This is a genomic window from Microbacterium sp. Ru50 (genome assembly GCF_002920555.1).
Lineage (GTDB): Bacteria > Actinomycetota > Actinomycetes > Actinomycetales > Microbacteriaceae > Microbacterium > Microbacterium arborescens.
Genome location: NZ_PQSV01000001.1, coordinates 861172 through 879184 on the forward strand (window position 1 = coordinate 861172; position 18013 = coordinate 879184).

The window sequence follows — 18013 nt, forward strand, 5'->3', positions numbered from 1 at the left end:
TCGCTCTAGCGTTACCTGTGTGGCATAAATAAGCTGACCGCATGGCTTACTCGCATCGATCCGCTGCCATCTCAGGAGCGGTCGGCGCGAGTCTGGACGATCTGCTCGGTCCCGCATCCGAGCGCTACCTGGCGAGCCGATTCCGACACGTCGCGCGAGCATTCACCGGTTCTGCGACGCGCTCCGGCGATCAGCAGCTCGCCCTCGAAGGCCGCGCCGCCCTCGAGTATCCCGAGACCTGGACGGTCAAAACGGGAAGATCACCCGCGCCGCATTTCAGCTCCATCGATGCGATCGTCCTGACTGCGGCACTGTGCTCGCACCCGGCACCGGTCGACGGTTCCTCGTCGCCCACGCCCCCGCGCTTACGCAGCGTCAGTCTTCGTGCGGGGACGACGGCGGATGTCGAACTCGAGAGCGTTCCCGTCTCGGGCACGCTCGGCGCGCTGGGTTCCACGGCGGGCGTCGAAGCACGGCTCACCCTGGGCGCAATGCGCACCGTCGCGCACCTGGATCGTCCGCCTGCGCTGATTCAGGCGACACCGTCGGACGGAAGCCCCCTCTCCGTCGAGCTCGCCGCCGACTGCGCCGTGGAGCACGTCTGGAAGTCCCGGTTGACACGCATCGAGGCGGGGCGCTCGGTCGAGTTCCAGCACGAGATCGCGTCCGACTGTCCCCCCGCCCGAAGAGTCGTCACCGTGCTCGACCTCCTGCGCCTCTCCGCGCAGCAGGCGCAGGCGCTGATCTACTGCAGCGACGGACTGGATCGGGCGTCTGCCAACTCCATCTGGATGCGGAGCGCGTCGTTCGACGTCGGCGAGCGTCGACAGCTGCACGGACCGCTCTTTCTGGAGGTCAGTATCGCCCGAACCCAACGGATAGACCGCGCGTCCGTGCGGTGGAACGTGTTCGACGTCGTCGCGCGCGGCACCGGAGGCCTCCAGGCTGCAGCCTCGCTCGCCTACTCTCGTTAGGCGGGCCGGAATGCTGCCTCGACGGCGGCGACGGCGGCATCGCGATCCGCCGGGGGCACCATCGCGTCTACCGCAAAGAGCCACATATCGCGGAGACCGGCGAGCAGGTCGTCACGTGAACTCATCGCCTGCGACATGAGCTGCACACCGGTGAAGAAGCCGATGAGCGTCTTCGCGAGGGTCTCGGGAGACAGCCCGCTCGTGAGCTCGCCCCGTTCCAGCGCAGGTGCGAGCATCGCACTCGTCATCTCGACCCAGTTGAGGTAGAAGTTGCCGGCCGGCGCGCCGAGGGCGCCTTCCTCCATCGCGAGCCGGATTCCGGCCCGCACGACGGCATCGTGACGCAGCTGGTCCGCCATGGCGCGCGACACCGAGACCAGCCTCTCGAAGACGCCGGGCGAGGTGTCGACGGCATCCGTCAACAACGGGAGCGAGCGCGCGTGCTGCTCGTTGATGACCGCGAGCGCGATCTGCTCCTTCGATTTGAAGTGGAAGTACATCGACCCCTGGGAGATCCCCGATTCCTCGACGATCATCGAGAGACTGGCTTTGCCGTATCCCTCGCGGTCGAACACGTTCGCGGCCCCCTCGACCACCGCGCGCTGGGTCTCCTGCGACCGACTCTGCTGCGGCGTCCGCCGAACAGCCGTCGAGACCTCGCGGTTTGCTTCATCCTTGCGCACGAGAGCCCATTATCCTCTGGCCGATCCGCGGCCGGTGCTCACACGTTCAGCGCGCCGACCGCCCGTGCTGGACGTACCACGACAGCGCGGCATCGGTGAGGTGAACATCGCGGCTTCCCGCATCGGGCACGAGATCGCGGAGGCGCTCGGACGAGAGAAAGTAGTCGTGGGCGAACTGCGCGACCTTGCGCGCTGGGATACCGCGCGCCTCGAGTGCCGCGCCGGCATCGGCGGCGCTCAGCGACCGGGAGGGAAGTCTCCCCCACTCGGCGAGGATCGGCGAGAGGAGGTCTCTCACGGCGACGGGCCGATCCGGCACGACATGCACCACCGCACCCGCTCCACCTTCCAGGCGATGCCGCACGGCAGCGACGGCTGCCCGGGCGACGAGGCCGGCAGATGCCACCGACAATCGGGCGGCACCGTCTTCGATCCATGCTCCGAGCGCGGCGTGGGCGGAGAGCAGCCGCCGAAGAAAGTGCCCGTCCCCAACTCCGGTGATGAACAGGGGGCGCAGCACGGACGCGCCTGAAGCGGATGCGACCGCGTCGCCTCGCGCTCGCGTCGCGCTGAGCTCGGACTCCGGGTGAACCGGATACTGCCCCTCCCTGCCGCCTGAGAATGCGAGTGCACCGTAGATTCCCGCCGTGCTGACGTGCACGAGGGGGATGCCGAGCGACGTCGTCGCCTCGGCGGTATGCGTCACGCCGTCGACGTTCACGCGGCGCTGCTCCCGTGCATCATCTCCGACGTGACTCGCCGCATTGATCGCAGCGATCGACCCGGAGATCGCCTTGCGGAGAGATTCCGCCCCGTCGGCGATATCGACGACGCGACTCCTGTGATCGGATCGCAATTCGGCGTTCCGGCCTCGACTGAGGATGAGCGGGTCGAATCCCGCATGCGCGAGCTCTTCCGCCACATGACGACCGACGAATCCCGTCCCGCCGATGACCGCGACTGAATTCGCCATAGCTTCCCCCACCACGACTCGAACCCCCTCAGAACATACAAGCAGCTATCCGCTCAGTTCGGCGAGACCGTCATGAGGCGGGACGGTCACGTCCACGTTCCCGCGAGCGGTTCTGTCATCATCGGCGGCGCTCGAATATCCATGCACGGCGAAGATCACCTTCGAGTTCCTGCCGCCCCTGACCGTCGACGGATGCCGGCCACGCCGGCGTACCGGGCGCGCAGCGGCAAAGTTCACACCGGTAGCCGACTACGTAGCATGAACGGCCCTTCGCGTCCCGGCTCATGCCCCTGTCATATGCATCGTTGGCAGTGGTCATACATTCATCTCTGTACCATGTAGGCAGTTCTCACCAGGCCCTGCGACCCCACTCGCGGCGAGTGTCATGATGGGGGAACCCAATTCCGGTCGGAGGTGTCAGCCCCCATATGGGCAAGCAACAGCGGAGCGGGGAGACCCGTGAAGCACTGCTCGAATCCGGGAGCCGGGTCTTCGCGACCATGCCGTTCGATAAGGCCCGCATCGCGGATGTGATCGAACCACTCGGAGTCACGCAGGGTGCCTTCTACTTCCACTTCGAGAACAAGCACGAGCTCGCGCTCGAGATCATCCGACGTGAGCACGCGATGATGGTCGACCTGAGCGAGCGGGTCCTCAGCTCCGCGGGAGGCGGTCTCGCCGGCCTGCACGAGGTGTCGACAGGGCTGGCGGAACTGGTGCGCGCGGATGTCACGGTGCAGGCGGGGCTTCGCCTCACTTCCCACACTCCTGAGGAGTTCCCGGAGTTCCTGGGCGCGTCGTTCACCATGTGGAACGACGCCATCGGGAAGTTCCTTCTGCGCGCACAGGGGGCAGGCGAAGTCCGCTCCGACGTCGAGATCGAAGCCGCCTCCCGGTTCGTGGTGGCCACCTTCGTCGGCGTGCAGGAGATCTCCGCCATCGCCACGCGCTGGGCCGACCTCGACGAGCGTATTCGCGAGGTCAGCTCGCTTGCGATCCGGGGGATCGCCACCGACGAGGGATACGAGGCCTTCACTGCGTCGCTCTCGCCGACAGCCGCGCGATGATCTGACGGCGTTCATCGCTCTTTGAACAATCGGAACAGGTCCGCTCCGCGCACAGTGAGAGTCCCGAGGAAAACGCCCGCGAGCGCCGTACCGAAGCTCGCGACCAGCGACGGCAGCATGGCGGCCGGGACCCAGGCGACGTCCTCCGGGGCGAGAGCTCCTGCACTGAGGTAGATGACTGCTCCTGCGAAGACGGCGCCGGCCAGAGACCACACGACGGCTTCGAGGATCGCTGTCGAGGTCATCGCGCCGCGTGACTGGCCGGCGTGCAGTGCCGAAGCGTGCTCCAGGCGACGGGCGCGTACGGCGGCGAACCCGATGAGCAGCCCCGCGGCCGCGGCGACCGCGGGCGCCCATCGGGTGAGGCGGTCGTCGAACATCGCTGTGCCTGTGAAGCTCGTACCCATGCTGCGGTTCAGCTGAGTCAGCGACACCTCGGTCCCGGTGCTTGCCTCGGACGCGAGCGCCTGGCGGAGGAGGCCATCGTCGTCGGGGCCCTGAGGCCAGGCGCGCATCCAGCACTCGTCGAAGACCCCGGCACCCTCGACGGGCATGACAATCGCGTACTCCAGGCGAGCGTCACGTCCGTCGTCGGGGTAGGCGAAGATGCCGGCGACTTTGAGGTCCCGGCCATCCGTGGCGAGGGTCGAACCGGTGGCGACCCCGAGGGACTCCGCGAGAGACTCCGAGACCCAAGCACCCTCGGAGGCGGACTCCACGTCGAGCAGGCTTGCAAACCCGGCTGTCACCTCGTACACAGGGAACCCGGCGCCGGCGAGTGCGTCCAGTGGCAGGTCTTCGGCCTGACGCAATGCACCGGAGGCCTGCACGCTCCGGTACCAGTCGAGGGATTCGCAACGGGCGCGGTCGACGCTGTCCTCCGCGACCAGCATGCGGGTCGCCCCGCCGCCGGTGATGAACGTACGGGCCTGGTTCTGCAGCCCGTGGACGGCCGCGACGTCCGCCCCCGCGGCGAGCCCCGCCGTCAGCGCGAGCAGGAGACCGAGAAGCGGCACGTGCGCGGTCCCGGAGACGACGTTCCGCAGGACCTCGGAGGCGATGCTGCGCATCTTCATGCGGCCACCCCCCTCGTGGGGGCGTAGTCCTCGAGCTGGATGACGCGGTTGCACGCATCCCGTGTGCCCGGGTCGTGCGTGGCAATGAGGACGATGGCGCCCTCCTGCGCGACCGCACCGAGGGTCTGGTTCACGGTCTCCGAGGTTCGGAGGTCCAGCTGCGCCGTCGGCTCGTCGACAAGGAGCAGGGAGGGCCTGGTCGCGACGGCGCGGGCAAGCATCAGGCGCTGCGCCTCCCCTCCGGAGAGCTCTCGGAAGGAGCGGTCGGCGACGGCGGTCAGCTTGAACGACGCGAGTATCGGACGAGCGAGCTCGACGGCCTCGCCGCGCGTGCTTCCCGCGGCGAGGAACGGGAAGACGACATGGTCGATCGCCTTCCGGTGCGCGACGCCGTGCGGGTTCTGGAACACCCAGCTGGTGCGCGTGATGCGCACGCGTTCGACCCGACCCATCGATGGCGTCTCCCACCCGGCGAAGATGGATAGGAGCGTGGACTTGCCACTCCCGGAAGGACCGCACAGTCCCACCACGTCGCCCGGGCGCGCCTCGAAATCGAGGCTCTCGAACAGCAGCGGTGTGCCGGGAAAGCCGTGCCCGAGCCCGATGGCGCGCACCGCACGCCCGTCATTCACAGTGCACCCCTTCCAGCGCGCTCCCGATCGCGACGCTCTCCGGCACTTCGCCTTCGAACGCGACCACGGCCGCGCCGAGGGAGGAGCCCAGAAGTTCTGTCCTCACGGTGCCGGCGCTTGTCTTGACGCAGCTGCTGTCACCGTCGTAGATCAGCGCGCCGGCGGGAATGGAATAGGCGTCGATCGGCGACGCGAGCGCGATGGTCGCGGTGACAGTCGCCCCGGGATCTTCGGCGAGGCCGGAGATCAGCCGCTCATCGCCGGCGAGCTGGGCGAGGAAGGCCGGGTCGGAGGCGGTTCCCTGCGCATCGAGAGGGCCCCGCACCGACCCGATCTTGATCGTCCGGTCGCCGGGCGTGAGGTTGTCGGGGACAGACTGCACCGTCACGCGTTCGAGGGCCCCGCGGGATGTTGCGATGGCACTCCCTTGCGAGACGGCGTCGCCGACTTTCACGGCGCATGCGATGCCGGTCAGCTGCGGCGACGGCAGCCAGATGAACTCCGCGCGCTCAGCGAACCGCTCGCCCTCCTCGACTCCGGCTCTTACCCTCAGGTGTTGCAGAGCCCGTCCGGTGCGGCTGCCGAACTCCCCATCCACGGTTTCCGCGTCGAGGTGGCCCAGGCGGGTGAGCTCGGTCTGCAGCGCGGCCACGTCGGCGCCGTCGTCCCCGACGGACAGGTCGCGGTAGAGCGGGACCGTAGTGTGCAGTGCGATGAGGGGGCGCTCGTCGACGTGCGCGACGACGGTGCCCGAGGTAACCTCCCCCCCGTCGCGGCACCAGGACGCTGTCAGCGTGCCCGACGTCTGGATGGCGAGGGTCTGGTCGGCGCCGCTGACGAGCTTGACCTGCACGCGCCGACTGTCGTCGAAGGTCTGCGCGACCACCGGCGCCGATGTCTCTTCACTGCCTGCACGCAGCAGCTCGGGTTCCGGGACTGGTCGGAGCGCGTACCCGAGGGAACCTGCCGCGCCGATAACCACCAGTGTGGTCACAGCGATCAGTGAGACCGTCCGGCGGGACGTCACTGCTCCTCCTCCTCGAATGCGACGGCGTAGCCGCCTGCTGAGAAGCACTCCTGCACGGTGGCGTCGTTCGGGTCGTACTCCGCTTCCTCGAAGCGGTTCTCGAGGTCCTCGGCGAGGTCGGTGGTCGTGTACGTGGCCTCGACGACCTGGTTGCGCTTGAAGCAGGCCACGACGATCTCCTCGCCGTTGCTGAGCAGGTCGGGGTTGCCCTGCTGCGCTCGGTACAGGGCCTCGATCGGCGCGAGCTCGTCGGCACACTCCCCGGCGGTGTCGATGTACTTCTGCGCTTCCTCAGCGGACATCTCCGGGGGCGTGATCTGGATGATGCCGGAGGCGAGGCGCTTGTGCTCCTCCTCGTAGCCGGCGTTGACCATGCACTCGGTGTACATGCGATGCGCCTCGTCATACTGAGCCTGCGTGATGCCGCCGGTGTCGATGGCGCTCGTGAGTACGTCGATGACGTACGGGTTCTCCTCGCCTTCGAGGTACTGCTCCAAGAGCTCCTCGAAGCTACCCGCCAGACGCTCGCCTTCCGGAGCAGCCTGACCTTCGCCGTCCACTCCGGAGGTACAGGCGACCAGCGCCGAGCCTGCGAGGACGAGTGCCACCATGCCGGTGACGACCCGCGTTGATGCTGTGGTTGTTCGCATGAGAACGCTCCGATTCCTCTGAATTGCCGTGGTGTTACCGGTCTATCCACGGCGGGTCTCGGTACGGTTAGCGCTCTCCTAACCTGGCCCTAACCGCCTCCGGGAAGACTGCGTATGTACCTGAGGAAGGGAGCACGCGATGCGAATACTGCTGGTCGAAGACAACGTCGACCTGTCCGCAGCGATCACCATGTCTCTCGCCCGCGACGGATATACGATCACCCCCGCGTACGACGGCGTCCAGGCACTGGACCGCCTCATCGACTACGAATTCGACGCCGTCATCCTCGACCGCGACCTCCCGCGCATGAGCGGAGACAGCGTCTGCCGCGAGATCCGCACCTCCGGTCAGGACATCCCCATCATCATGCTCACCGCGCTGACCACCGTGCGCGATCGCGTCACCGGGCTCGACCTCGGCGCAGACGACTACCTCACCAAGCCATTCGCGTACGAGGAGCTCGCCGCCCGCCTGCGGGCGCTCCGCAGGCGCGGAACCGCGCCCATCTCGGATGAGATCACCGTCGGCGCGCTCACCGTCGATCGAGCCCGCGGTAACGTCATCTTCGACGGCCGGAGCATCCGTGTCTCCCCCAAGGAATTCGCCGTCATCGAGGCACTCGCCCGCGCCGAGGGACGGCACCTGACCGTCGAACGCCTACTCGACGTCGCCTGGGACGCCCCCGACGACATCTCCCGCAGCGTCGTGAAAGTGACGATGCACTCGCTGCGCCGCAAGCTCGCTCCCGACCTCATCGTCCATGACCCCGGTTTCGGGTATCGACTGGAGACAAGCTGATGTCCCGCAGGAGCTCTCTCGCCGCGCGCATCGCCGTGCGGTCCGCAGCGATCTTCACCGCGATCTCGGTTCTGGTCTTCGTCGCGGTCTGGGCGTCCCTGACCTCTGTCGCCTCCTCGAGCATCACCGTCGTCCCCGAAAACGGAGCCTCCTCCGCCCCGGAGGTCGTGGAAGCCGTGTTCCGACTCACCAACCAGGCGAAGACGATGACCATGACCGTCACCGGCTCCGCACTCGCCCTGATCACCGCCCTCGGCACCTTCCTCACCTATCGCGCAGCGCGGGCCTCCCTGCGCCGCGTCTCCGACATCACCCAGCACACCCGGCGCATCACCGCCAGCACTTTGGACGAGCGTCTCGCCCTCCGCGGGCCTGATGACGAGATCAAGGACCTCGCCGACACGATCGACGACACCCTCAGCCAGCTCAGTGACGCCTTCGCCCAGCAGGAGCGGTTCGCCGCGAACGCCTCCCACGAGTTGCGCACCCCACTTGCCGTCGTACGGACGTCCCTGGAGTCGATCGGCGGCCGCATTGCCCATGACGAGGATGTCGACCGGTCCCTCCGGAACGTAACCCGCATGGACGAGACGATCGACGCCCTCCTTCTGCTCGCTCAGACCCGGCGCCTCCCCGAAGACAGGCGCTACCCGGTGGACGTCGCAGGGGTGGTCCGCATCCTCGCCGACGACCTCGCCCCGGCTTTCGCGGCCCGTGGCGTCAGCTTCGAGGTGAGAGCTGACCAGGTCGCCATCGTCGACGGGGATCAGACACTGCTCACCCAGGCCGTGCACAATCTGATGCGAAACGCCGCTCAGTACGCCCCAGCCGACGGGCATGCGACCTTCGAAGTCACCGCGTCGCCCACGGCCGTGACCGCCCGCTTCGCGAATGATGGATGCGCTTACACGGACGAAGAGGTCGCACAGTTGCTCGAGCCGTTCAGCCGCGGCGCCCAGACACGCGCTGGCGACGTCACCGGGCACGGACTCGGGCTGTCGATCGTTGCGAGCATCGCACGTCAGCATGGCGGTACCTTCGAACTGGAACCGCGCCAGGAAGGCGGCCTCGTCGGCACCCTTCGCCTCCCGCCGGCAACAGAGGAGGCCGGGGATGCGACCCCCGGCCTCCGTTCAGCTCAGCCCACTCAGGCGATCACCTGAACGAGTTGTAGGCGTAGCTACCCGTGTCCACGCCACAGGCTGCCCACGCGTATCCGCCGCTGGTCGTCCAGCCCGAGGTGGCCGTCTTGCAGCCGTGTTTGGCGAAGGACAGCCCCTGTGTGCCGCCCCACACATCGTGCTCCGCGCTGGCGTTGAAGGGACCGGCGAACCACGTGCCGCTCTGTCCTGCGTAAGCCGGGGCGGCGCTCAGCGCACCGCCGACGGCCAGAGACGCCGCGAGGACGACCGCCCCGAAACCCTTCTTGAACTTCGTCTTCATGTGAACCACTTCCTTGTGAGTGAGGTTGGGCCGGCACCCTGCCGGTGAGATTCACCCTGGCAGAACGAAAACATACATACAAGCATGTATGTTTTTCGCTCACGCCCGAGGTCGGTTTACCAGACCTCGTCTTCATCGAACGAGAAAGCGCCGAGCGCGAGGTCAAGCGGCGGGAGATGATGCGGTCAAGCCAGCCGTCGATCCCCTTGCCGGCCGTCGACTTCGCGCGGGACAGCTCCAGATAGACCATGCCGTCGCGCTCGTTGTAGAGCAGGATCCAGAGATACTTCATTTCGATCTCGGCGCCGTCGGCCGTCGGCTGGTCGAACAGTGCACCTCGGCCGTTCTCATCGACGCGCTTGGCTAAGGCGCAGCCACTCGGGTTCTTGGTGCTGGGCGAGGCCCCACGGCACACCAGTGAACTCGTCACCGCTGCTCGCAATCAGCCCCATGTTGGGGTCGGCCTGGGAGAAGTACGGCAGGTTCCGCGGGTTTGGAGCGCTTCCATCGAGCTGCAACAGCTGCTCGTGCATAACACGACGGTTCGGAACCAGCACGAAACGACGAAAGGCCCGGATTCCTGTGATTCAGCAGGAATCCGGGCCTTGTTTGTCGGGACGACAAGAGTTGAACCTGCGACCCCTTGGAGGATCCGGTCGACTTCCGGTCTCCGCCGATCGTCTCGGAAACTCGCGGATTCCCTTGTGTTTACAGGGAACCGGGCGGTTCGCTTGATCCGATTGTAGCCGGTCGGTGGTGGTTCTTGGCGGCTGATTCAGGTGGGTTCCTGATGGGCCGGGCTTCGGACTCGCGCCAAGAACAACTGACGGGCTCGAGGCGAATCTCGGCTGGGCGGCGAATCGCTGAGAATTCCCGTGCGTTGGCGGTTATCATGGCGGCCGTTCCAGGGAAGTGAGTACCGAATGATGACGGCGCTTCGGAGGGTTTCTGGTCACCGTGATGGCCAGCGCGCGTCGTCAAACTGCGCGGAGTCGTTCGGACACGGGAGGTTGACAGACTGCGCAGCGCGTTCGGAAGCCTCAGCCCGCCGAAGCGTCGCTAGTCGTGCGCATAGCGAGTCGCTATGGCGCAAGCACCGAGCGGCGTATACGCGCACTGGACGCCACGCACGACTCGTCCTGTCCGCGCAACGACAACCCGGGGCTCACGTAAGCGATTCCACGCACGCTCAGCCACCGGTCAACGCGCGGATAGACCCGCGGTGACGCGAGCGGGTTCGTTGACGCGCGGGACGTTGGTATAGCGAATTGCCGCTAGTCGCGCCCACGGCCTGCCCCGTCGTCATGGTCGGGACGGTTGTCGACTGCCGATCTCGGCCTTGTTGCGATGACGTCTCCTCGCACAGCACTCCGCCGCTGCCGTGCGAAGGGCTGAACCCCAGCAATGATGTCGACTCACAGAGTCCGCCGCGGGCCGTGTCGACGGTGTGGTACACAATCGATTTGTGACCCACTTCTGGCAGAGCGATGCCGGCGAACACATTCGGCTGCACCGCAGACGGACGGCGTCGCTTCGTGTGACGGTCAAGACCGAGGCCCCAACGAAGAAGATGCGGAGGGGGTCACAAGAGAAGGCGCGGCAAGCCCTACGGCTCGCGTTCGAGGGCGACACACTCACCAGCTACGCGCGCAAGCAGACAAACTGGCCCAAGCCACGGGCGGACATCGCGCTCGAAATCTTCGTGAACAGTGGTTCACGCAACGGGGCACGTATCGACAGCGCGTGCAAGTGGTTGCTGGACGAGTTGGCGGGCCTCGTGTACCGAGACGACAAGCAGGTGAAGTTGCTGTTCGCCCGGATCGGACGTCCCCTCAACGATCCTGAATCGCTTGCTTTCTGGGGTGAGGATGCACTGCCCGTGACGAAAGTGGTGGAACCCCCGGGCGCGAGCATCTCGATCACTGCGCAGCCCCGGTCTAGCGTGCTGCACGATCTGCGCGCGGCGAACAGTCTCGAAGAGGCGTGGGACCCTCACAAAGCGGTCTACGGCGAGAGTCGGCGTTCCCCGTTCTACGACGACTTCGAACGAGACGTACTGCTGGATTATCAGACGCTATTCGACCCCGATGACGAGGAACAGGGGGCACGATTCCGGCAGATAGCGAACCAGATCGACTATCGCGATCAGGCCCGGCAACAGAAGCACGTCGATTTCGTTTTCTCTTCGTTGTTCACGGACCTACCTGTGGACAGGTTCGGCGTGTGGAGAGCTGCGCGCTCCCGCCTGGCCCACTCCCCGTACATCTTCGATCTTGGGACGATCCCTGAGCGGGGCGAGTCCGAAGAGTTCCAACGACGGCTTCGACGGATCCTTGAGGACCGCAAGCACCGCTTCCCGGGCCTGCTGCCTCTCCGCGCGCGAAGCGGCGTCTCGATGATTTTGTTCGAGAAGCCCGGTCACCCCAAGGACTTGGACAACCTCGTCCGCCAGACCCTCCCCACGATCCTGGACTTACTGAGGCCTCCCCGCCATGACCATCATGGATGGTTGGCCGACGAGCCGGAGCTCAGCGCGAGCCAAGTAGACATTCCCTTCATCGAGATTGCTGCGATCGCTGCCGACCAATCCGATATGCCGCCGGGCTCCCTAGTACTTGGGCTTTCCAGCGCAGACCGCAACTCCAGTTGGTGGTCCCTCGTCGGCGACTATGTTGAGCGTTCACTCGACGATGCGTACCCATGACCGCGAAGGAGTGATACTGAACCGTACTGAGGCACCGCGCGCGTCTTCAGGCGCTGCTCGCGGTGGCGTTGGCGACACGCAGAAGAGTGCCGATGGCCGGTGTTCTGATGAGCTCCTTCTTTCCTCCGTATGACTTCGGGCGCGATGAGTTCTTCCAGGAAGTTGTGCGGCGCGATCGCTCGTGCGTGGCTGACGGATTCATCCACCCAGCGTCGGCGCGTCAGACGGCCGGATGAGATGCGCGTCCTCAATGACGGGGCACCGGAGAGTTGAGCGGTACGCCCTCCGACAACCTGCTCATCCACGGCGACTCACGTGACGCACTGCGCCCGCTCCTCGGAATGCCGGAGTTCGCCGAGCAGGTCAAGGTCAAGGTCAAGCTGGTCTACATTGAGGCGACGCCCAGACGTATCGCGACGCTCCGAGAAAGATCAGCTGGTGGTCGGAGCGGTCACAGCCGTCATTCCAGAAGCAGGTTGGCTTCAGAGCACGTGCGCGTCCACACAGTTGCTAGACGGAGGGTTTCAGCTCCGAAAGAAGTACCGCTAGATGAGCCCCCTGATTGCCACGTCCGCAACGGTGCGCTGGTAGACCAGATCACCCAGGCGAGGAAGCCATGTGTCAGTGTCCGCGAGAAGGTCCCGGGCGATCGTCCACGGGGTTGAAAGCGAAAGGAAGTTCCCGGACGAGCTCATCGCCGAGTGCGCGCCAAGTTTCACTGCGGCGGCCCGGTGTCGGACACCCTTGGCCATCAGCTCACGAGCAGCCGCGGTGGAGACACCGAACCGCAGGAAGTCGGGGAACGAGGTAACCGCTGGGGCGAGAGTGACGCCCTCCGACGTCAGGTGCTGCTGGAGGATAGCCACTGCTTGCTCTACCAGGGTCACCAAGTCGAACAAGACAAGCTTGGCGTGGATGCGCAGCAGCACGTCAATGCTGACTCCTGCGCGTGCTGCGAGCGCTGTGAACGGCAGCCCCTCTAGCCAGGCCAGCAGTAGCTCAGACAGGGATGCAGCGAGGTCGGTTACGTCCGTCCGCCAGTACACGGTCTCCGCTTCCCGGGTGAACCCGGGCTGCTCGAGTGCCCAGTCGACAACGAGGCGTACCAGGTTAGGGTCCAGTGGTGACTCAATGCTCTCCCAGTCCGCATACCGGGGCAGGAGCCCATCGAGCACTGCGTCGACCAGACGAGGTCGTGCCGACGTCTCCTGCGCCAGCGAGAGGCGCCCGGACGCCCGCATCTCGACTAGGCGTTGCGCGCGGAGCTCGAACACACTGAACAGCATCTGCCGTTCCTGCTCCGTGGCCCGTGCCGCAGCGAAGGTCTCCGCGGCGAGCGTTTCGGCGATGCTGACGAATTGCTCCGCACCCAGCTCGTCTCGAATCAGCTCGATTAGCGCCGCATCAATCCCGTCGACGAGGGAGAACAACACTGGGCTCGCTTCCAGCACCCAATTGGTGAGTTGCAGTTGCTGGCGGGCAAGCGCGCCTTCCAACCTCTGTACCAAGGTGATCAACGCTCCCGCAACCGGTTCACCGGGCTGTCCTTCTGCGACAGGGCTGACGACCGCCCAGTCATCGGGGTTCGCGCAGACCACCAGCCCGCGTGTCGAGCTTCCCGCCCGCCCTGCTCGACCGACCAGATTCTTAATGTCGCGGGCGAGCATTGCCTCGGGTGCGCTTCCGTCGGAGCTGCGCTTCACGGAGTAGAGAACCATCGTCCGCAACGGCAGATTCACGCCCTCTGCCAACGTGCTCGTGCACAACACCATAGGTATACGCCGGTCCGAAACCAGCTCCTCGAGAACCTCGCGGGTCTCCTGTGGCACGTCGCCGTGGTGAACGATCGCGCCCTCGCGGAGTGCCCGCGTTCCCACCCAGTCGTCGCCGAACTCTCTGGTCAGATACGCCACCGCTGATTCGACGGCCGCGTCGTCCGTCACATAAGCCATCGGCTTCGGCAGGTCGAGACCTGCTGCGATCTGCTTGAGGAGCTCGTTGGCAAGGCCCAGAACGCCCCGGTTACCGCCCTTCTCCGTCGCGAACACAGCGACCGGACCCAACGTCAGCGCCTTCCGTGCTGTGGCCACCGCCAAGGTCTTCGTAGAACCGTAGTCGTAGCTGTTCAGCCGCCCCGTCGACGGGTTCGTGAACTGAAAATCCTCCAGGCCCAGGAACTCCGGCAATGTGTGCGACGGTAACGAGGTGGACGGCTCGTGAAGCTCCAGTCCGACCTTGCGTTGTCGACCCGAACCAGAAGGGCGCAGCACCGCGAACTCCGCCACCGCTGGCCGATACTCACTGCGCACCACCGTACCGTCGGAGCCGCCCAGCCAAGTGTTGATCTCTTCCACGTTGGGGACGATCGCTGACACGAACACGATCCGCGGGGCCGGGGTTCGCGCCTTCAGCCGTGCCAGTAGCAGCTCCAGCCCCACTCCGCGAGACTCGCTGTCGAGAAGGTGCCCTTCATCACAGACGACCAGCGAGATCTCCGACAGCAATTCGGGGTGAGCGCCGACGAGCCCGGTCAAAGCCTCCGGCGTGGCGATGATGACGCGGACCTCTTCCAGATCATCGCTCTCCTCGATCCCCGGAACCGTTCCGCCGTACACCGTCCGCGACCGTAACCCCATCGCCGTCAGGTGCCGGCCGACACTGCCGCGCAGCTCACGGGCCAACGCCCGGTACGGAACCAACAGCACCGCCTTGCTCTCTGGGAAGCGGCTCAGATGGTCGAAGATGAGCGTCTCTGTCAGCGCGGTCTTGCCCGCTCCCGTCGGCATCTGCAATGAGTATGATTCAGAACTCGTCAGCAGTCCCGCATTGATGGCTTCCATCTGCGACGGGAAGAAGTCCCACACCGGCTGCGTGCGGTCTAGGAACGACTCCACAAGAGGATCCCACCGCCGCGTCGCCCCGTCGGGGAGAACCGCGCGAAGATTCGTGCGCTGGAAGCGCTCAACCAGAACCGCATACAGGCGATGGGCGACCCACTCGTCAGGACCAACATCCAGCGCGCGCCCCGCTTCCTCCTGCGCGGCGACAACCACCTCGTTGACAATGCTCGTGTTCCCGGCTCGGACCGCGTCGACCAGCACCTGCGTCGAGAAAGAAACAGGATTCGCAGACCGAGTGAGGAGCTCGTACGCCGCCCGCTGGGCATCGACATCCCAGAACTGCGGATCGGCGAGTCGCATCGTCATCACCGCCGAGGCAGGATAGCCGCCCTGGTAGAACGCAACCGCCGCAAAGAACAACCCATCCGCACGAGCACCGTCCCGTAGATCCCGGCTCACCGTCTCAAGTGCACGACCGAGCGATGCCCAATCCAGCGGCTCCCCGCCCCCGGCACGCACCATGTCGAACAGCTCGCCGACCAGAGAGTAGTACAGGTCCGTCTTGCGATTGTCGAGGTAATCAAGTTGTCCCAGGTGGGTCGACAACCGGAAGTCCACAATCGTCTGCTGTGTCTCCGCATCTGCGATCCACCGACCCAAGCTTTCTCTCACGCGACATCCTCGACGTCTTCTGAGGTCAACAGCGCGGCGTCGAAGACCCGCTCGTAGGTCTCCTTCAAGTCAGGGACCGAGATCACGATCAACGCCCGCTCGCTAGGGGGAGGGGGGACCACACCGATCAACTCGTCGGCGACCAGGCTCGCGCAGATAACTGCCACCGCGCGGAACTCCCGTGTCGCCTCCGGATGGTCTACAGGGTGGATAAATCTGTCCAGCTGCTCGATCGAGATAGTGGACAACCCCGTGTCGATCGCTCGTTCTTTGAGCCAGTTCAGCGTCTTCACGAACCGTCGTGAGCTGTCCTTCTCCGAGTCCGCGATCGCACTGGCGATGGGCGTCGACGTACCGCTGGTGGACTTCGTCTTCACCTCAGCACAGATGATCCGATCATCTGCCGACGCCGCTGGCCACTGCGGAAGGATCATCTGCACCACATCAGAACCGGGAGCAGGCTTCGTGCGGTCCTGTTTCAACCGCCACTTCTTCGGGTCCAGAACGACCCCGGGATGCTCGCTCGCAGCATGGAACAGCGCCGTAAGGATCTCACCGAAGTCACCCGCCATCGTCGATCCACGATCTGGAAGTTTCGACTCAATGATCGTGCGAGCAGACACCGACGTCTCCGCGATTCGGGCTTGCAGACTCGGATCAGAGATGTAGCACCGCCGCACCGGAACGCCCAGACGATCCGCGAACGTCGCAGCCTGCTCTACCTCAATCTCGATCACCGCGAACGGCGCACTCTGGGTCGTCGAGAAGACCGCCCCGAGGGCCTCGAAATCGAGCTCTAGCTCCAGCACAACAAACCCCTATCCGCGCAGCCAATTCACCAAGACACACCGTCTGCCAACCCGACACTACGAGATAAATTTCAATCCAGTCTGCTGGGAAGCCCGGAGAGAACCGAGCCGCAGCGTCTCCGTTGCTCGCCAGGTGCAGAAACCAGCGGCCCCCGACTTCCTTTGTCAAGACGGACAGGATGCGGCGGTACGTGCAACCCGCTGGATTCCGCGGACATCTGGCACCGGTATCGATCTCATGTCGTCCGGCACGTCGGCCACTGTTGGCTGAATGAACAAAGCCCGCGATCTCCTTCAGGTTGCTACTTCTGTCCTTGACCCGTCCCCGCTGAGGTCGGCGGTTTCGTATATCCGCGTCTCTACTGCTCATCAGGCAGATCGCGGAGGTGCACGAGAGGGCTTCTCCATCCCGGCCCAGCGAGACGCGAACCAACGTCAGGCATACGGGTTGGGGGCGCTCGTGGCGGCCGAGTTCGTGGACCGCGGCCAGTCGGGGCGCAACACCAACCGCCCGGGACTCCAACAGATGCTCGCGTGCTTGAGGGAACATCAGGTCGACTACGTCATCGTACATAAGCTCGATCGTCTGGCACGATCGCGGGCCGACGACGTTGCGATAACTCAGGCGATCCACGCATCCGGCGCGCGTCTGGTATCCAGCACCGAGGGCATCGACAGCTCAGTGAACGGTGTCCTTCTGCACGGGATCATGGCGTCGATCGCGGAGTTCTACTCTCGAAACCTCCGGCACGAGGTGATGAAGGGAATGCGCCAGAAAGTCCTCCAGGGAGGGACCCCGAACCGCGCACCCATCGGGTACCGCAACGTTCGCGTCCAGACCGATGACGGCCGTGAGTATCGAACCGTCAGGGTCGACGCGGAGCGGGCGCCGCACATCACATCTGAGCGTTCGAGGCATATGCCACCGGTGAATGGGGCGTCGCGCGTCTGGCGGACGCGCTCGGTGAGCGAGGACTGCGGACACGGCCGACGCCCTCTCTCGCTCCCCCGCGATCCCGCGTTCGGCGTCGCTGCCGGCCGGTGCAGCCGGGAGACGTGGTCCATTGGGTTGCGTGGCAGCACCTCGTGGCGCACAGCCAGTCCGAGTGCGAGACGGAGCACAACGCGGGCCTGCTTGGCGCGGTTGTAGCTCTGCTTCGCGAGCTGGTTGAGGAAGTGGTCGCAGTGAGCAACGCCGATCTCCCGCAAGGTCAGGTTCCCGAAGGCGGGCATGACGAGGGCCTGCATGTTCCGCTCATACAGCTGCAGGGTGCGCTTCAACAGGCGGTCTTCGAGCTCGAGGTCTTCGAGCCAATACGCGACCAGGTCCGAGAACGGGCTGTCCGGGGTAAGCGCCGAGGACGACGGCTGGAAGAGGCTCCGGTCGGCGAGCTTCGCCTTCAACGCCCGCTCGGCGGACTTCCGGGTGTTTCCGGTCGCCTGGACGAGCCGGGTCTTGCCGTCCCAGTCACGGTAGCGGACGCGCGCGACGACCCGCCCGCTGGGGCTCGCGAGGTGGCCGATCTCCCCGAAGGTGCCGATGGTCAGGCGCTGGCGGCTCATCGGGTCACCGCCCGTCCGCCGGTGCTGGCGGCTCGGGGTCGCGTTGCTGCTCGATCCAGATCCGCACGTCGGAGAGCGCGAACTTCAGATGCTTCCCGAAG

The 18013-nt window shown here is 65.6% G+C and carries 15 protein-coding genes and 1 pseudogene; 6 read left to right on the top strand and 10 right to left on the bottom strand.

The window, feature by feature from the left end:
- The first annotated feature begins 41 nt into the window (after positions 1-41).
- Positions 42-974 (top strand): AvrD family protein, encoded by a 933-nt coding sequence (locus tag C3481_RS04090; protein WP_103840892.1) that lies wholly within the window; start codon positions 42-44, stop codon positions 972-974.
- Here the strand turns inward: C3481_RS04090 and C3481_RS04095 are convergent.
- Together C3481_RS04095 and C3481_RS04100 are read right to left on the bottom strand one after the other, a co-directional pair.
- On the bottom strand, positions 971-1657 hold the full coding sequence (locus tag C3481_RS04095) for a ScbR family autoregulator-binding transcription factor (RefSeq protein WP_071918331.1): 687 nt from the start codon (positions 1655-1657) through the stop codon (positions 971-973). The two genes, C3481_RS04090 and C3481_RS04095, sit on opposite strands and share 4 nt — an antisense overlap.
- 46 nt (positions 1658-1703) lie before the next feature.
- On the bottom strand, positions 1704-2630 hold the full coding sequence (locus tag C3481_RS04100; protein WP_103840894.1) for an NAD(P)-dependent oxidoreductase: 927 nt from the start codon (positions 2628-2630) through the stop codon (positions 1704-1706).
- Between the two features lie 428 nt (positions 2631-3058).
- Here C3481_RS04100 and C3481_RS04105 point away from each other — a divergent pair, with 428 nt between their 5' ends.
- Positions 3059-3697: a TetR/AcrR family transcriptional regulator gene (locus C3481_RS04105; RefSeq protein WP_103840896.1), complete on the top strand. Its 639-nt coding sequence runs from the start codon at positions 3059-3061 to the stop codon at positions 3695-3697.
- Positions 3698-3708: 11 nt separating this feature from the next.
- On the opposite strand, the gene C3481_RS04110 is transcribed toward C3481_RS04105, so the two are convergent.
- The 4 genes from C3481_RS04110 to C3481_RS04125 are packed head-to-tail and all read right to left on the bottom strand — an operon-like array spanning position 3709 to position 7082.
- Positions 3709-4773 carry a hypothetical protein gene (locus C3481_RS04110; RefSeq protein ID WP_103840898.1) on the bottom strand — a complete coding sequence of 355 codons (1065 nt, stop codon included), beginning with the start codon at positions 4771-4773 and terminating at the stop codon, positions 3709-3711.
- Complete coding sequence (locus C3481_RS04115) at positions 4770-5405, bottom strand: ATP-binding cassette domain-containing protein (RefSeq protein WP_023951679.1); 636 nt, start codon at positions 5403-5405, stop codon at positions 4770-4772. The genes C3481_RS04110 and C3481_RS04115 overlap by 4 nt, the downstream gene beginning before the upstream one ends.
- Positions 5398-6399: a peptidoglycan-binding protein gene (locus tag C3481_RS04120; RefSeq protein WP_146053617.1), complete on the bottom strand. Its 1002-nt coding sequence runs from the start codon at positions 6397-6399 to the stop codon at positions 5398-5400. The genes C3481_RS04115 and C3481_RS04120 overlap by 8 nt, the downstream gene beginning before the upstream one ends.
- A gap of 29 nt (positions 6400-6428) precedes the next feature.
- Positions 6429-7082 carry a hypothetical protein gene (locus tag C3481_RS04125; RefSeq protein ID WP_023951683.1) on the bottom strand — a complete coding sequence of 218 codons (654 nt, stop codon included), beginning with the start codon at positions 7080-7082 and terminating at the stop codon, positions 6429-6431.
- Positions 7083-7221: 139 nt separating this feature from the next.
- Between C3481_RS04125 and C3481_RS04130 the strand changes: the two genes are divergently transcribed.
- Together C3481_RS04130 and C3481_RS04135 are read left to right on the top strand one after the other, a co-directional pair.
- Positions 7222-7881 carry a response regulator transcription factor gene (locus tag C3481_RS04130; protein WP_064956894.1) on the top strand — a complete coding sequence of 220 codons (660 nt, stop codon included), beginning with the start codon at positions 7222-7224 and terminating at the stop codon, positions 7879-7881.
- A 206-nt stretch (positions 7882-8087) separates the two neighbouring features.
- Entirely contained in the window at positions 8088-9044 is a 957-nt protein-coding gene (locus tag C3481_RS04135; protein WP_181021881.1) for a HAMP domain-containing sensor histidine kinase, read from the top strand.
- Here the strand turns inward: C3481_RS04135 and C3481_RS04140 are convergent.
- Positions 9037-9324 carry a hypothetical protein gene (locus tag C3481_RS04140; RefSeq protein WP_023951689.1) on the bottom strand — a complete coding sequence of 96 codons (288 nt, stop codon included), beginning with the start codon at positions 9322-9324 and terminating at the stop codon, positions 9037-9039. The genes C3481_RS04135 and C3481_RS04140 overlap by 8 nt on opposite strands.
- Positions 9325-10789: 1465 nt before the next feature.
- Between C3481_RS04140 and C3481_RS04150 the strand changes: the two genes are divergently transcribed.
- Positions 10790-12028, top strand: coding sequence for a hypothetical protein (locus tag C3481_RS04150; RefSeq protein ID WP_103840905.1), 1239 nt, complete (start codon positions 10790-10792; stop codon positions 12026-12028).
- 545 nt (positions 12029-12573) lie between these two features.
- Here the strand turns inward: C3481_RS04150 and C3481_RS04155 are convergent.
- Both C3481_RS04155 and C3481_RS04160 read right to left on the bottom strand, forming a co-directional pair.
- Positions 12574-15540 carry a DEAD/DEAH box helicase gene (locus C3481_RS04155; RefSeq protein WP_103840907.1) on the bottom strand — a complete coding sequence of 989 codons (2967 nt, stop codon included), beginning with the start codon at positions 15538-15540 and terminating at the stop codon, positions 12574-12576.
- A complete protein-coding gene (locus C3481_RS04160) occupies positions 15537-16349 on the bottom strand; it encodes a Hachiman antiphage defense system protein HamA (RefSeq protein WP_103840909.1) in 813 nt (270 codons plus the stop codon). Before C3481_RS04160 ends, C3481_RS04155 begins: the two co-directional genes overlap by 4 nt.
- A gap of 271 nt (positions 16350-16620) precedes the next feature.
- On the opposite strand from C3481_RS04160, the gene C3481_RS04165 reads away from it, so the two are divergent.
- On the top strand, positions 16621-17499 hold the full coding sequence (locus C3481_RS04165; protein WP_258039082.1) for a recombinase family protein: 879 nt from the start codon (positions 16621-16623) through the stop codon (positions 17497-17499).
- A gap of 23 nt (positions 17500-17522) precedes the next feature.
- Here the strand turns inward: C3481_RS04165 and C3481_RS04170 are convergent.
- Positions 17523-17912: pseudogene (locus C3481_RS04170) on the bottom strand (site-specific integrase); the annotation flags it as partial.
- Positions 17913-18013: the final 101 nt, after the last annotated feature.

Excerpts from the sequence above, each read along its gene's own strand:
- C3481_RS04090 (WP_103840892.1), top strand. The coding sequence starts at position 42 with ATGGCTTACTCGCATCGATCCGCTGCCATCTCAGGAGCGGTCGGCGCG.
- C3481_RS04100 (WP_103840894.1), bottom strand. The coding sequence starts at position 2,630 with ATGGCGAATTCAGTCGCGGTCATCGGCGGGACGGGATTCGTCGGTCGT.
- C3481_RS04105 (WP_103840896.1), top strand. The coding sequence starts at position 3,059 with ATGGGCAAGCAACAGCGGAGCGGGGAGACCCGTGAAGCACTGCTCGAA.
- C3481_RS04110 (WP_103840898.1), bottom strand. The coding sequence starts at position 4,773 with ATGAAGATGCGCAGCATCGCCTCCGAGGTCCTGCGGAACGTCGTCTCC.
- C3481_RS04125 (WP_023951683.1), bottom strand. The coding sequence starts at position 7,082 with ATGCGAACAACCACAGCATCAACGCGGGTCGTCACCGGCATGGTGGCA.
- C3481_RS04130 (WP_064956894.1), top strand. The coding sequence starts at position 7,222 with ATGCGAATACTGCTGGTCGAAGACAACGTCGACCTGTCCGCAGCGATC.
- C3481_RS04135 (WP_181021881.1), top strand. The coding sequence starts at position 8,088 with ATGACCATGACCGTCACCGGCTCCGCACTCGCCCTGATCACCGCCCTC.
- C3481_RS04140 (WP_023951689.1), bottom strand. The coding sequence starts at position 9,324 with ATGAAGACGAAGTTCAAGAAGGGTTTCGGGGCGGTCGTCCTCGCGGCG.
- C3481_RS04165 (WP_258039082.1), top strand. The coding sequence starts at position 16,621 with ATGAACAAAGCCCGCGATCTCCTTCAGGTTGCTACTTCTGTCCTTGAC.